Source organism: Streptomyces sp. NPDC029014, assembly GCF_055564695.1.
Map to the genome: position 1 here is coordinate 76,280 of NZ_JBVHVT010000018.1, position 14,536 is coordinate 90,815.

The following is a 14,536-nucleotide window of genomic DNA, read 5'->3' on the forward strand; positions in this document are numbered from 1 at the left end:
CGACCGTCACCGCGGGACCCCTCGGGCCCCTCCCGGTCCGCCGCTACGCGTCGCCGCCCGCCGCACCCGGATCGGCCGCGGCCACATCCAGCAGCCGGTAGCGGTCCACGGCCTGCTTCAGCGCGGAGCGGTCCACCCGGCCCGCCTTGGCGAGCTCGGTCAGCACCGCCAGCACCACCGACTGGGCGTCGATGTGGAAGAAGCGCCGCGCCGCACCCCGCGTGTCCGCGAAGCCGAACCCGTCCGCACCCAGGGAGGTGTACGCGCCCGGCACCCACCGCGCGATCTGGTCCGGGACCGCCCGCATCCAGTCCGAGACCGCGACGAACGGCCCGTCGCCGGCCGACAGCTTCCGCGTCACGTACGGAACGCGCTGCTCCTCCTCCGGATGGAGCAGGTTGTGCTCCTCCACCGCGACGGCCTCGCGGCGCAGCTCGTTCCAGGAGGTCGCCGACCAGACGTCCGCCTTGACGTTCCACTCCTCGGCCAGGATCCGCTGCGCCTCCAGGGCCCACGGCACCGCCACGCCCGAGGCCAGGATCTGCGCCGGAACGGAGCCGGACGTGCCCGTCGCCACCCGGTGGATGCCCTTGAGGATGCCGTCCACGTCGACGTTGGCCGGCTCGGCCGGGTGCTGGATCGGCTCGTTGTAGACGGTCAGGTAGTAGAAGACGTCCTCGGCCTCGGGGCCGTACATGCGCCGCAGGCCGTCCTTGACGATGTGCGCGATCTCGTAGCCGTAGGCCGGGTCGTACGCGATGCAGCCCGGGTTCGTCGCCGCCAGCAGCTGGGAGTGGCCGTCGGCGTGCTGGAGGCCCTCACCCGTCAGGGTGGTCCGGCCCGCCGTCGCACCTAGGACGAAGCCGCGCGCCAGCTGGTCGGCCATCTGCCAGAACTGGTCACCCGTGCGCTGGAAGCCGAACATCGAGTAGAAGACGTAGACCGGGATCAGCGGCTCGCCGTGCGTCGCGTACGCCGAGCCGGCGGCGATCAGCGAGGCCGTGCAGCCCGCCTCCGAGATGCCGTCGTGCAGCATCTGGCCGGTCGGGGACTCCTTGTACGCCAGGAGCAGGTCGCGGTCGACGGCCTCGTACTGCTGGCCCAGCGGGTTGTAGATCTTGGCGCTCGGGAAGAACGAGTCCATGCCGAAGGTGCGGTACTCGTCCGGTGCGATCAGCACGAACCGCCGGCCGATCTCCTTGTCCCGCATCAGGTCCTTCAGCAGCCGGACGAAGGCCATCGTGGTGGCGATCGACTGCTGGCCGGAGCCCTTCTTGACCGCCGCGTAGGCCTTGTCGTCGGGCAGTTGCAGCGGCTCGGCGCGCACCACACGGGTCGGCACGTAGCCGCCCAGCGCCTTGCGCCGGTCGTGCATGTACTGGATCTCGGGCGAGTTCCGCCCCGGGTGGTAGTACGGCGGGGCGCCGCTCTCCAGCTGCCCGTCCGTGATCGGCACGTGCAGGCGGTCGCGGAAGCGCTTGAGGTCGTCGACCGTCAGCTTCTTCATCTGGTGCGTGGCGTTGCGGCCCTCGAAGTTCGGGCCGAGCGTCCACCCCTTGATCGTCTTCGCCAGGATCACCGTCGGCTGGCCCTTGTGGGCGCGGGCCGCCGCGTAGGCCGCGTAGATCTTCCGGTGGTCGTGGCCGCCGCGCCCCAGGTGCAGGATCTGGTCGTCGGTCATGTCCGCGACCATCGCCCGCAGCCGCTGGTCGTCGCCGAAGAAGTGGTCCCGGATGTACCCGCCCGTCTCGGTGGCGTACGTCTGGAACTGGCCGTCCGGCGTCGAGTTCATCTTGTTGACGAGGATGCCGTCGCGGTCCTGCGCCAGCAGCGGGTCCCAGGAGCGGTCCCAGATCAGCTTGATGACGTTCCAGCCGGCCCCGCGGAAGATCGACTCCAGTTCCTGGATGACCTTGCCGTTGCCGCGCACCGGGCCGTCGAGGCGCTGCAGGTTGCAGTTGACGACGAACGTGAGGTTGTCCAGGCCCTCGCGGGCCGCCAGCGACAGCTGGCCCAGCGACTCCGGTTCGTCCATCTCGCCGTCGCCGAGGTACGCCCAAACGTGTGATGCGGAGGTGTCCGCGATCCCGCGCGCCTCCATGTACCGGTTCATCCGGGCCTGGTAGATGGCGCCGATCGGGCCCAGGCCCATCGAGACCGTCGGGAACTCCCAGAAGTCCGGCATCAGCCGCGGGTGCGGGTAGCTGGACAGGCCGTACGGGGCCTTCGACTTCTCCTGGCGGAACGCGTCGAGCTGCTGCTCGGAGAGCCGGTCCAGCAGGTAGGCGCGGGCGTAGACGCCGGGGGAGGCGTGGCCCTGGAAGAAGATCTGGTCGCCGCCGTCGCCCTCGTCCTTGCCCCGGAAGAAGTGGTTGAAGCCCACGTCGTAGAGGGAGGCCGAGGAGGCGAAGGTCGCGATGTGGCCGCCGACGCCGATGCCCGGGCGCTGGGCCCGGGAGACCATGACGGCCGCGTTCCACCGGGTGGCGTTGAGGATCTTGCGTTCGATCTCCTCGTTGCCGGGGAAGAACGGCTCGTCCTTGGTCGCGATCGTGTTGACGTAGTCCGAGCTGCGCATCTCGGGCACGGCCACGCGCCGCTCGCGGGCCCGCTCGATCAGGCGCAGCATGAGATAGCGGGCCCGCTCACGGCCGCGCTCGTCGACGGCGGCGTCGAGGGAGTCGAGCCACTCCCGCGTCTCCTCCGGATCGAAGTCCGGGACCTGGCTCGGCAGGCCGCCAATGATGATCGGGTTGCGATCGGATGCGGAAGCCACGCTGTTCCTTCGCTGTCAGGGGAGTCGTGCCTGGTTCGCCGCCTCCCATGGTCTTACGCTCGGTCGGAATCGTCATCTTTACCAGTGGGTAATCCCTGGAGTCGGGCGATTTCGCGAAGGACGCCGGCGACCGCACGGCAGCGGGTCGCCCCCGGAACCCGACGATCACCCGTCCGCAAGGATGTCCGGTCCCTCAAACAGGTAAGAAGTTCCCAGGCGATGCCGAATCAGCTGCAATGGTGTGGGATGAATCACCACGGGGCCGTGCGGGAAGGCTGAAAGTTGCGGCGAGACGGCCGCAATCGTCACCGTTTCGGCGGTCCCGGCGGCCGGGTACTTGCGCGATCCGCCGCGCCCGTGTGGACTACGCCCAATGCTGCGCGTACGCGCGCGGCCGAAGAACATTCACCGAACATGAGCAGGAGGCACCCCGTGAGCGCGACCGCGGACCACGCGGAGAGCCTGGCCGCCCGGCTGGGTTTCCAGTCCGAACAGGTGGTCCAGGAGATCGGCTACGACGAAGACGTCGATCAGGAGTTCCGCGAAGAGATCGAGGAACTGATCGGCAACGACCTCGTCGACGAGGACTACGACGACGTGGCCGACGCGGTGCTGCTGTGGTTCCGCAACGAGGACGGCGATCTGACCGACGCCCTCGTCGACGCCACCGAGATGGTCGAGGAGGCGGCGCTGATCCTGCTGCTGACCCCGAAGACGGGCCGTCCCGGGTACGTCGAGGCCAGCGACATCAGCGAGGCCGCCGAGACCGCCGGCCTGTCGCAGACGAGGCCCGTCAGCGTCGGCAAGGAGTGGGCCGCCAGCAAGCTGGTGACCCCCAAGGCCGCCAAGTCCAAGCGCTGAACGACGCGCCGTAGCCGAGCGCCGCAGCCAAGCGGAAACACACCCCGCCGACCCCCGTCGGCGGGGTGTGTGCGTCTGCGGGTCCCGGCCCCTAGGCTGGCACTCTCACTCGAACAGTCGAACGCAGGGATGCGGGAACGAAGGGATGCGACAGATGGCCATCGAGATCGGCAGCAAGGCCCCGGACTTCGAGCTCAAGGACAACCACGGCGCCACCGTCCGGCTCGCCGACTTCCGCGGCGAGAAGGCCGTGGTGCTGCTGTTCTACCCGTTCGCCTTCACCGGTGTGTGCACCGGCGAGCTGTGCGAGCTGCGCGACCAGCTGCCCCGCTTCCAGAACGACGACGTCCAGCTCCTCGCGGTCTCCAACGACTCGGTGCCGACCCTGCGCGTCTTCGCCGAGAAGGAGGGCCTCGACTACCCGCTGCTGTCCGACTTCTGGCCGCACGGCGAGACCTCCCGCGCGTACGGCGTCTTCGACGAGGAGAAGGGCTGCGCGGTCCGCGGCACCTTCATCATCGACAAGGAGGGCACCGTGCGCTGGACCGTCGTCAACGGGCTGCCCGACGCGCGTGACCTGAACGAGTACATCAAGGCGCTCGACAGCCTGTGAGCCGCCTTCCCGTTCGGCCGGGCGGTTCCGCGGGCAAAAACCGTATGCCGGCGGGAACCCGTCACTAGGATCAGCACGTTGATCCGGTAGCTCCCCCAGCCCCCGCTGGGAGGGCCCCCATCGCACGGCAGGGGCACCGCCCCGGACATGAATTCATTGGAGGACCCGTGGGAGTCAGCCTCAGCAAGGGCGGTAACGTCTCGCTGACCAAGGCCGCGCCGAACCTGACGGCAGTGCTCGTCGGTCTGGGCTGGGACGCTCGCACCACCACCGGCGTCGACTTCGACCTCGACGCCAGCGCGATCCTGACCAACGACCAGGGCAAGGTCACCAGCGACTCGAACTTCGTGTTCTTCAACAACCTGAAGAGCCCGGACGGCTCGGTCGAGCACACCGGTGACAACCTCACCGGCGAGGGCGAGGGCGACGACGAGGCGATCAAGGTGAACCTGGCCGGCGTCCCGGCCGACGTCGCCAAGATCGTCTTCCCGGTCTCGATCTACGAGGCGGACAGCCGCCAGCAGAGCTTCGGCCAGGTGCGCAACGCGTACATCCGCGTCGTGAACCAGGCGGACAACACCGAGCTCGCCCGCTACGACCTCTCCGAGGACGCCTCGACCGAGACCGCCATGGTCTTCGGCGAGCTCTACCGCAACGGCGCGGAGTGGAAGTTCCGTGCCATCGGCCAGGGTTACGCCTCCGGCCTGGCCGGCATCGCGCGGGACTTCGGCGTCAACGTCTGATCCCGCTTGCTGTTCACCCGTCCGGCGCCGTGCACACCCTGTGTACGGCGCCGGACGCGCTTGCACCACTGCCCTGCCGCACCACTGCCCTGCCGCACCACTGCACCGCCGCACTGCTGGACCACTGCGCCACCGCACTGCCGGCCCGCCCACGCCCACGCGGCGGGCCACGACCACCACGTCGTCCGGGGAGGACTTCAACATGGGCGTCACACTCGCCAAGGGGGGCAACGTCTCCCTGTCCAAGGCCGCACCGAACCTCACCCGGGTCCTGGTCGGTCTGGGCTGGGACGCGCGTTCGACGACGGGGGCCGACTTCGACCTCGACGCCAGCGCGCTGATGTGCCGCGACGGCCGGGTCATGGGGGACCGGTACTTCGTCTTCTACAACAACCTCAAGAGCCCCGAGGGCTCCGTCGAACACACGGGCGACAACCTCACCGGCGAGGGTGACGGCGACGACGAGTCGATCATCGTCGACCTGACCAAGGTGCCGGCCGAGGTCGACAAGATCGTCTTCCCGGTCTCCATCCACGAGGCGGACGCCCGTCGGCAGACGTTCGGGCAGATCACCAATGCCTTCATCCGCGTGGTGAACGAGTCGGACGGGCAGGAGCTGGCCCGCTACGACCTCACCGAGGACGCCTCGACCGAGACCGCAATGATCTTCGGCGAGGTGTACCGGTACGGCGGCGAATGGAAGTTCCGGGCGGTGGGTCAGGGGTACGCGTCGGGCCTGAGGGGCATCGCTCTAGACTTCGGGGTCAACGTTTCGTAAAGCCGTACGAGAACATGGGGTGCCAGTGGTTCTGAAAACCTTCGGCTGGTCGTTCGCCATCACGGCGCTCGGCCTTGCCTTCGCCGCTTGGCAGTGGGGGTGGGAGGCGTTCGGGATCGTGCTGATCCTGTCGATCCTCGAAATCTCGCTGTCCTTCGACAACGCGGTCGTCAACGCCGGAATCCTGAAGAAGATGAACGCCTTCTGGCAGAAGATCTTCCTCACGGTCGGCGTCCTGATCGCGGTCTTCGGCATGCGGCTGGTGTTCCCCGTGGCCATCGTCGCGATCAGCGCCAAGGTGGGCCCGATCGAGGCCATCGAGCTGGCCCTGGACCACCCTGACCAGTACGAGGCGCTGGTCACCGACGCCCACCCGGCGATCGCGGCCTTCGGCGGCATGTTCCTCTTGATGATCTTCCTCGACTTCGTCTTCGAGGAGCGCGAGCACAAGTGGCTCGCCTGGCTGGAGCGGCCGCTGGCCAAGCTCGGCAAGGTCGACATGCTCTCGGTGTGCATCGCCCTGATCGCCCTGCTGGTCACCGCGATGACCTTCGCGACGAACGCCCACACCAGCACCGGCCACGCGGACAAGTCCGCCACCGTCCTGCTCGCCGGAGTCGCCGGTCTGATCACCTACCTGATCGTCGGCGGCCTCTCCTCCTACTTCGAGGACAAGCTGGAGGAGGAAGAGGAGCGCGAGCACGAGGAGGAGGAGAAGGCCAAGGCCGAGGGCAAGCAGGTCTCCGCGGTCGGCCTGGCCGGCAAGGCGGCGTTCTTCCTGTTCCTCTACCTCGAGGTCCTCGACGCCTCCTTCTCCTTCGACGGCGTCATCGGCGCCTTCGCCATCACCAACCACATCTTCTGGATGGCGCTCGGCCTCGGCATCGGCGCCATGTACGTCCGCTCGCTCACGGTCTACCTGGTCCGCCAGGGCACCCTGGACGACTACGTCTACCTGGAGCACGGCGCGCACTACGCGATCGGCGCGCTCGCGGTCATCCTGCTCGTCACCATCCAGCACGAGATCAGCGAGATCGTCACCGGTCTCATCGGCGTGGTCCTGATCGCCGCCTCGTTCTGGTCCTCCGTGCGCCGCAACAAGCGGCTGGAGCTGGAGGGCGCCTCCGCGGAGGCGTGACCTTCCGCCGAGGCATGACCGCGGCGGTATTGCGGAACGCTCCATGCGGGGCGGCCTGCTGGGTCCACGGACCCGGAAGGCCGCCCCGTCGGCGTAGGTAGCCGCGCCCGTGCGGCGGCCCGCGCGGGGACCACAGGGGGATCAGGGGATCCCGGCAGTCAGGGGGGACAGGGGATGGGATTCTTCGACGGCATCAGGGGCAGCCGCGCCCTGCAGTTCGACTCGGGCAACGCCTCTTCGGCGATCGAGCTCACCAAGCGGCACCCGACGGTGTCGCTGACCAAGCAGGGCGCCGTGCACGGCAATCTGCGCGTCAACCTGTCCTGGCGGATGCGCAGCTCCGACATCGGCGGTCGCAGCGGCCAGAGCGGGCAGCTGCTGCGGCACCCCTTCAAGCTGTTCAAACCGGACGTGGTGCAGGGGCACACCCAGGGCGTGGTCAACGTCGACCTCGACATCGGCTGTCTGTACGAGCTGGCCGACGGCACCCGGGGCGTCGTCCAGCCGCTGGGCAACCTCCTGGGCGACATCAACAGCCCGCCGTACGTGAAGCTCAGCGGCGACGACCGGTTCGGTGCGCCCTCCGGCGAGACGATCTTCGTCAACCTCGACCACGCGGACGAGATCAAGCGGCTGCTGGTGTTCGTCTACATCTACGACCAGACCCCGGCCTTCGACCGGACCCACGCCCTGGTCACCCTGTACCCGATCACCGGGCCGCGGATCGAGATCCCCCTGGAGGAGCGCCACCCGCAGGCCCGCTCCTGCGCGGTGGTCTCCCTGGAGCACGTCAAGGGCGAGCTGGTCGTGCGCCGCGAGGTGAAGTTCGTGTACGGGTTCCAGGCCGAGCTGGACCGGCTGTACGGGTGGGGCCTGCAGTGGGGGCGGGGCTACAAGAGCGCCAAGGCCTGACCGCCCCCACCGGGCGGCGTCAGCGGCGGACGAACTGCGGGCCCTGCACCGGCAGCCGGAACGACGGGTCGCCGCCGGGGGCCGGCACCGGCGCCGGGGACACCGGCTGCGGGTACCCGTACGCCGGCTGCGCGGCCGGCGGGGCCTGCGTCTGCGGCGTCGGCTGGTGCCCGGACGGCGGCGTCGGCGGCTGCATCGCGGCCGTCTGCTCGGAGGTGGGTCCGGCCGCGCCCGCGCCGGCGGACGCGCCCTCGGCGCCCTCGGCGGCGTTCTCGTCCACCGAGATCCCGTGGTCGGTCGCCAGTCCCACCAGGCCGTCGGAGTAGCCCTCGCCGAGCGCGCGGAACTTCCACGTGTCGCCCCGGCGGTACAGCTCCCCGCAGATCAGCGCCGTCTCGGCGCCGGTCTCGGGCCGTACGTCGAAGTAGGCCAGCGGTTCGGCGCCGCCGGTCGCGGTGGCGTCGTACAGCAGGATCCGCAGGTCGTGGACCCGCTCGAACGGAACGTCCTCGGCGGAGGCGACCACCAGGATCCGGTCCACCACCGGGGGCACCGTCCGCAGGTCCGCCTGGACGGCGTCGGTGACGGAGTCGCCGACCTGCTTCTTGCCGAGCCGCCACACGGACCCGGAGGGGTGCCGGGGCTGGTTGTAGAAGACGAAGTCCTCGTCCGAGCGCACCCGTCCGTCCGGGCCCACCAGCAGCGCCGAGGCGTCCACGTCCGGTACGTCGGGACCGCCGGTCCAGCGCAGTACCGCCCGGACCGCCACCGTGGTCACCGGGATGTTCGAGCCCTTCTGCATCGCGTGCGTCATGCCCGTCATCCTGCCCTCCCGGGGCGGCGCGGAACAACGCGGCCCCCCGCAGGGCCTTGCCGCGGCCGCCGACCGTCGGCATGGTGCATAAGGGTTACCTGAACTTCATGTGCTTGAGGAACTCTTGACCCAGATTCGTACGTACTATTACCGGCCACGCCAGTTGGGCCGCCGAGGCAGTACGGGGGAAGCACATGCGTCACTTTGGGCACATATCGCCCGCGGTCCGCAAGGAACTCTTCTACATGGAGCCGGCCGAGTTCACTGCCGCCTCCCCTGCACGCCTGCTCGCCGCCGCGCTCGGAGCCACCCTCTACAGCCCGGCCACCCGCCCGAACCTCGCCGCCGACATCCGCAAGCAGGCCGCCCGCGGAGTCGTCTCCATGGTCCTGTGCCTGGAGGACTCCATCAGCGACGGCGACGTGCACGACGCCGAGGAGAACCTCGTGCGCCAGTTCGCCGCCCTCGACGAGCAGGGCGCGGACGGCCCGGAGAGCCCCCTCCTCTTCATCCGCGTCCGCACCCCCGAGCAGATCCCCGACCTCGCCCGCCGCCTCGGCGGCTCCGTCCACCGGCTGGCCGGATTCGTCCTGCCCAAGTTCACCGCGAGCCGCGGCCCCGCCTTCCTCGACGCCGTGGCCGAGGCGGAGGCCCTCACCGGCCTCCCGCGGCTCTACGCCATGCCCGTCCTGGAGACCCCGGACCTGCTCCACCTCGAAACCCGCGTCGAAGCCCTCGCCGGGATCTCCCGCACGGTCAACCGGTACCGCGAGCGCGTGCTCGCCCTGCGGCTCGGCGTCACCGACTTCTGCTCCGTGTACGGCCTGCGCCGCACCCCCGACATGACCGCGTACGACGTCCAGATCGTCGCCGGGGTCATCGCCGACGTGGTCAACGTGCTCAGCCGCGCCGACGGCACCGGCTTCACCGTGACCGGCCCCGTCTGGGAGTACTTCCGCCGCCAGCAGCGCCTCTTCAAGCCGCAGCTGCGGCGCAGCCCCTTCCTGGAGGAGGGCGCCGAGGAACTGCGCACCACCCTGATCGAGCACGACCTCGACGGGCTGCTGCGCGAGATCGAACTCGACCGGGCCAACGGACTCCTCGGCAAGACCTGCATCCACCCGGCGCACGTCACGCCGGTGCACGCGCTGTCGGTGGTCTCCCACGAGGAGTTCAGCGACGCCCAGGACATCCTGCGCCCCGAGCGCACCGGCGGCGGCGTCATGCGCTCCGCCTACACGAACAAGATGAACGAGGTGAAGCCCCACCGGGCCTGGGCGGAGCGCACCATGCTGCGCGCCGAGGTGTTCGGGGTGGCGAGGGAACAGGTCGGCTTCGTCGACCTGCTCACGGCCGGGCTCCAGGTGTGAGTGTGTACGGGCGCGGACGCGGCTGATATGGCTTACGAGGCCGATGTGACCGGCATGACTGGACTGGCATGACTCGCATGACTGGTGTGACTGGTGTGACTGATGTGATGGCGGAGAAGGGCAAGACGATCGACGCGGTGTGGTCGGGAACCTGGGTCGCGGACCGGCTGGGCGTACGCCTGGAGGGAGCGGACGGCTCCCGCGGCCCCGGGCTGGCGGAGCTGCTCGGCCTCGCCCTGCGGCGCAACCCCAAGCGGGCCCACCTGCTGGTCTCGCAGGTGCTCGGCAAGCACGTCCCGCAGTCCCCGCGCACCGTCCACGCCGCCGGGTACGGGCTCGGCCGGCGGGTCCGGGCCCTGCTCGACGCCGCCGGGGAGGACCCGGCCGCCGCAGTGGTCCTCGGCTACGCCGAGACCGCGACCGGCCTCGGCCACTGCGTCGCCGACGGCCTGGGCGCCGCCCCCTACCTGCACTCCACGCGCCGCCCGGTACCGGGCGTGGCCGCCGCCGGCGGCTTCGAGGAGAGCCACTCGCACGCCACCTCCCACCTGCTGCTGCCCGCGGACCCGAAGCTGCTGGCGGGCGGCGGGCCGCTGGTCCTCGTGGACGACGAGTTCTCCACCGGCAACACCGTCCTGAACACCATCCGCGACCTGCACGCCCGCCACCCCCGTACGCACTACGTGGTCGTCGCCCTCGTCGACGTGCGCTCCCCCGCCGACCGCGAGCGGCTCAGCGCCTTCGCCGCCGAGATCGGCGCGCGGGTCGACCTGCTCGCGCTGGCCTCGGGGACCGTGCACCTGCCCGAGGGGGTCCTGACCGAGGGACAGGCCCTGGTCGAGCAGTACGAACGGGAGGCGGCCTCCGCGGCGCCTGCCGGTTCCGTCCCCACGCCTGCCGGTTCCGTCCCCGCGCCTGCACGTTCCGTCCCCGCGCTCCGCCCCGCCCCGGTCCGACGGGTCGAGCTGGCCTGGCCGGCCGGGGTGCCCGACGGCGGCCGCCACGGCTTCACCCCCGCGCACCGCGACCGCCTGGAGGCCGCCCTGCCCGCGCTGGCCGGGCAGCTCACCGACGCGCTGGGCACCACCCCCGGACGGGTCCTCGTCCTCGGCAACGAGGAGCTGATGTACGCGCCGCTGCGCCTCGCGCTCGCGCTGGAGGAGTCCGGGGCGGCCCGCGAGGTCCGCTTCTCCACCACCACCCGCTCGCCCGTCCTCGCCGTCGACGACCCCGGCTACGCGATCCGCACCCGGCTCGTCTTCCCCGCCCACGACGACCCGGCCGACGGGCCGGGCGACCGGTACGCCTACAACGTCGCCGGGGCCGGCTTCGACACCGTCGTCGCCGTGGTCGACGGCCGGGGCGACACCAGCGCGCTGCATGCCGCCGACGGGCTCCTCGCCCGTCTGGCCCCGCACACCGGGCAGGTCCTGCTCGCCGTGGTCCCCTCGTACGTGCCCGCGGCGCCCACGCCCCCGCCCGCCCCCGACGCCAGTCCCGACCGGCAGGAGCCGACCATGTCCGAGCGGACCGTGCCCGAGCCGGCCCTGCCGCAGCCCCGCCTGCCCGAACCGCTGCGCGGCCCCGCCTTCTCCTCGTACGCCGCCGAGGACGTCGGCTGGCTGCTCCAGGACCTCTCCGGGGTGGCCCTGGAGGCCCCGACCGAGGAACGCGAGGAGGCCATCCAGGGGGGCGGTGCGCACTACGCCGAGTCGCTCCCCGTCGAGTACCAGCCGTCCGAGCAGTACCAGGAGCTCTACCGGAGCGCGCTGGAGGCCTCCGCCGCCCGGATCGCCCGGGCGGTCGGCACGGTCACCGAGACCGTCCTCGCCGAGCGCACCCCCTCCCCGGTCCTGGTCTCCCTGGCCCGCGCCGGCACGCCCGTCGGCGTGCTGATGCGCCGCTGGGCCCGGGCCCGGCACGGCCTGGACCTCCCGCACTACGCCGTCTCCATCGTGCGCGGCCGCGGCATCGACGCCAACGCGCTGCGCTGGCTGGCCGCCCACCACGACCCCGCCGATGTCGTCTTCGTCGACGGCTGGACCGGCAAGGGCGCCATCACCCGCGAGCTGTCCGCCGCCCTGCGCGCCCACCGGGACCAGGAGGGCGGTCCCGCGTTCGACCCGGACATCGTGGTCCTGGCCGACCCCGGCTCGTGCGTGCCCACGTACGGCACCCGCGAGGACTTCCTGATCCCCTCGGCCTGCCTCAACTCCACCGTGTCGGGCCTCATATCCCGTACCGTGCTCCGGTCCGACCTGGTCGGGCCCGCCGACTTCCACGGCGCGAAGTTCTACCGCGAGCTCGCCGGGGCAGACGTCTCCGTCGACTTCGTCGACGCCGTCGCCGCCCGCTTCGAGGAGGTCGCCGATGCCGTCGACGCCGACGTCAAGGAGCTCCTCGCGGCCGACCGCACCCCGACCTGGGAGGGCTGGGCCGCCGTGGAGCGGATCAGCGAGGAGTACGGCATCCACGACGTCAACCTGGTCAAGCCCGGCGTCGGCGAGACCACCCGGGTGCTGCTGCGCCGGGTGCCGTGGAAGGTGCTGGCCCGGCGCGGCGCCGGCCCCGACCTGGACCACGTACGGCTCCTCGCCGAGCAGCGCGGGGTGCCGGTGGAGGAGGTCGACGGCCTGCCCTACACCTGCGTGGGACTCATCCACCCCCGATACACGCGCGGCGCGACCGGCGCCGACGGAAAGGCCGTGACCTCCAAGTGACTGTCCTGGTAGCCAGCGATCTCGACCGTACGCTCATCTACTCGTCGGCGGCCCTCGGCCTGACCGTGCCCGACGCGGCCGCGCCGCGGCTGCTGTGCGTGGAGGTGCACGAGAGCAAGCCGCTGTCGTACATGACGGAGACCGCGGCGGCCCTGCTGGCCGAACTGACCGCGGACCCCTCGGTGGTGTTCGTCCCCACGACGACCCGCACTCGCAAGCAGTACCAGCGCATCCGCTTCCCCGGCCGGCCGGCACCGTACGCGATCTGCGCCAACGGCGGTCAGCTGCTCGTGGACGGGGAACCGGACCGGGAGTGGCGCCGGCAGGTGGCCGCCCGACTGGCCGAGGAGTGCGCCCCGCTGGAGGAGGTGCACCAGCACCTGCTGGCGACCGCCGACCCGGTCTGGCTGCGCAAGGCACGGGTGGCGGAGGACCTGTTCGCGTACCTCGTCGTCGAACGCGACCTGCTCCCGGAGGAGTGGATCAAGGGGCTGACCGAGTGGGCGGAGGCCCGCGGCTGGACGGTCTCGCTCCAGGGCCGCAAGGTCTACGCGGTCCCGCGGCCGCTGACGAAGAGCGCGGCGATGCGCGAAGTGGCCCGGCGCACGGGTGCGTCCACGACCCTGGCGGCCGGTGACTCGCTGCTCGACGCCGACCTGCTGCTCGCCGCCGATACGGCCTGGCGGCCCGGGCACGGCGAACTGGCCGACGCCGGCTGGCACGCGCCCACGGTCACGGCCCTGGCGGAGAAGGGCGTCATGGCGGGCGAGGAGATCGTGCGGGCGTTCGCCCGGACTGCCCGTGAAGTAGGCACACTTGGCGCATGACCAAGGGCAACACGACAAAGATCACTGACGAGCTCTACCGGTACGTGCTCGACCACAACCCCCCGCTGGACGAGATCCAGCGGGGGCTGGTGGAGACGACGTACGCCGAGTTCCCCGACGTCGCCGGCATGCAGTCGGCGGAGGAGCAGGGCCCGCTGCTGGCCTTCCTGGTCCGGCTGACCGGAGCCCGCCGCATCGTCGAGATCGGCACCTTCACCGGCTTCTCCACCCTCTCCATGGCCCAGGCGATGCCCGCGGACGGCCTGCTGATCGCCTGCGACATCTCCGAGGAGTGGACCGCGTACGGGCGGCAGGCCTGGGAGGCGGCCGGCGTCGCCGACCGCATCGACCTGCGCATCGCCCCGGCCCTGGACACGCTCCGGGCCATGCCGGCCGAGCCGCACGTCGACATGGCGTACGTGGACGCGGACAAGGAGAACCAGATCGCCTACTGGGAGGAGCTCGTGCCGCGGATGCGGCCCGGCGGGCTGATCGTTACCGACAACACGCTGTTCCACGGCACGGTCCTGGACGAGACGGCGACGAGCGGGTCGGCGGCCGGAGTCCGCGCCTACAACGAACACGTCGCGGCGGATCCGCGGATGGAGTCCGTACTGCTGGCGATCTCGGACGGGCTCACCCTGTCGCGCAAGCGCTGACGCCGACCGCCCGACCGCCCGACCGCCCGACCGCGGCCCTGCGGGCAGGGCGACGGTCGGGCAGGTGGGCTAGCAGCAGCCTCCGCCGCCGCAGCAGCCCCCGCCGGACGGGGCGGGGGCGCTGCTGGTCCCGCCGACGGCCACGGCGGAGAGCAGCTTGACGGTGTCGGAGTGCCCGGCGGGGCAGTCGGCGGGCGCGGACGACTCGGCCATGGGACGGCTGACCTCAAAGGTGTCGTCGCAGGTCCGGCAGCGGAATTCGTATCGAGGCATGGCCCAAGGCTACCGAGGACGCCCCGCCCGGTCCGCGGTCCCCGGTCCGCGG

13 protein-coding genes are annotated in these 14,536 nt (G+C 71.0%); 10 read left to right on the forward strand and 3 right to left on the reverse strand.

What is annotated here, in order from left to right; all coding sequences use genetic code 11:
• Positions 1-43: 43 nt before the first annotated feature.
• Positions 44-2,776, reverse strand: coding sequence for a pyruvate dehydrogenase (acetyl-transferring), homodimeric type (gene aceE, locus ACZ4VL_RS12570; protein ID WP_468198956.1), 2,733 nt, complete (start codon positions 2,774-2,776; stop codon positions 44-46).
• 432 nt (positions 2,777-3,208) lie between these two features.
• Between aceE and ACZ4VL_RS12575 the strand changes: the two genes are divergently transcribed.
• The 6 genes from ACZ4VL_RS12575 to ACZ4VL_RS12600 all read left to right on the forward strand — a co-directional run bounded on the left by ACZ4VL_RS12575 (position 3,209) and on the right by ACZ4VL_RS12600 (position 7,821).
• Positions 3,209-3,637, forward strand: coding sequence for a DUF3052 domain-containing protein (locus ACZ4VL_RS12575; RefSeq protein WP_468198959.1), 429 nt, complete (start codon positions 3,209-3,211; stop codon positions 3,635-3,637).
• A gap of 154 nt (positions 3,638-3,791) precedes the next feature.
• Positions 3,792-4,250 (forward strand): peroxiredoxin, encoded by a 459-nt coding sequence (locus ACZ4VL_RS12580; RefSeq protein ID WP_361083655.1) that lies wholly within the window; start codon positions 3,792-3,794, stop codon positions 4,248-4,250.
• Positions 4,251-4,417: 167 nt separating this feature from the next.
• Positions 4,418-4,993: a TerD family protein gene (locus ACZ4VL_RS12585; protein ID WP_361083652.1), complete on the forward strand. Its 576-nt coding sequence runs from the start codon at positions 4,418-4,420 to the stop codon at positions 4,991-4,993.
• Between the two features lie 202 nt (positions 4,994-5,195).
• Positions 5,196-5,771 (forward strand): TerD family protein, encoded by a 576-nt coding sequence (locus ACZ4VL_RS12590; RefSeq protein ID WP_468198961.1) that lies wholly within the window; start codon positions 5,196-5,198, stop codon positions 5,769-5,771.
• 25 nt (positions 5,772-5,796) lie between these two features.
• Entirely contained in the window at positions 5,797-6,909 is a 1,113-nt protein-coding gene (locus tag ACZ4VL_RS12595) for a DUF475 domain-containing protein (protein WP_468198964.1), read from the forward strand.
• Positions 6,910-7,083: 174 nt separating this feature from the next.
• The gene (locus tag ACZ4VL_RS12600; protein WP_404238030.1) at positions 7,084-7,821 is read left to right on the forward strand and encodes a TerD family protein; all 738 of its coding nucleotides are present in this window, start codon (positions 7,084-7,086) and stop codon (positions 7,819-7,821) included.
• A gap of 19 nt (positions 7,822-7,840) precedes the next feature.
• Here ACZ4VL_RS12600 and ACZ4VL_RS12605 read toward each other — a convergent pair whose 3' ends face one another.
• Entirely contained in the window at positions 7,841-8,635 is a 795-nt protein-coding gene (locus ACZ4VL_RS12605; RefSeq protein WP_468198966.1) for a TerD family protein, read from the reverse strand.
• A gap of 194 nt (positions 8,636-8,829) precedes the next feature.
• Here ACZ4VL_RS12605 and ACZ4VL_RS12610 point away from each other — a divergent pair, with 194 nt between their 5' ends.
• From ACZ4VL_RS12610 to ACZ4VL_RS12625, 4 genes are all read left to right on the forward strand, one after another.
• Positions 8,830-10,005 (forward strand): HpcH/HpaI aldolase/citrate lyase family protein, encoded by a 1,176-nt coding sequence (locus ACZ4VL_RS12610; RefSeq protein WP_468198969.1) that lies wholly within the window; start codon positions 8,830-8,832, stop codon positions 10,003-10,005.
• Positions 10,006-10,082: 77 nt separating this feature from the next.
• Complete coding sequence (locus tag ACZ4VL_RS12615) at positions 10,083-12,725, forward strand: phosphoribosyltransferase (RefSeq protein ID WP_468198971.1); 2,643 nt, start codon at positions 10,083-10,085, stop codon at positions 12,723-12,725.
• Complete coding sequence (locus ACZ4VL_RS12620) at positions 12,722-13,552, forward strand: HAD family hydrolase (protein ID WP_468198973.1); 831 nt, start codon at positions 12,722-12,724, stop codon at positions 13,550-13,552. Before ACZ4VL_RS12615 ends, ACZ4VL_RS12620 begins: the two co-directional genes overlap by 4 nt.
• Complete coding sequence (locus ACZ4VL_RS12625; protein ID WP_468198975.1) at positions 13,549-14,211, forward strand: O-methyltransferase; 663 nt, start codon at positions 13,549-13,551, stop codon at positions 14,209-14,211. Before ACZ4VL_RS12620 ends, ACZ4VL_RS12625 begins: the two co-directional genes overlap by 4 nt.
• 69 nt (positions 14,212-14,280) lie before the next feature.
• Here ACZ4VL_RS12625 and ACZ4VL_RS12630 read toward each other — a convergent pair whose 3' ends face one another.
• Entirely contained in the window at positions 14,281-14,484 is a 204-nt protein-coding gene (locus ACZ4VL_RS12630; RefSeq protein WP_179172463.1) for an FmdB family zinc ribbon protein, read from the reverse strand.
• Positions 14,485-14,536 lie beyond the last annotated feature (52 nt).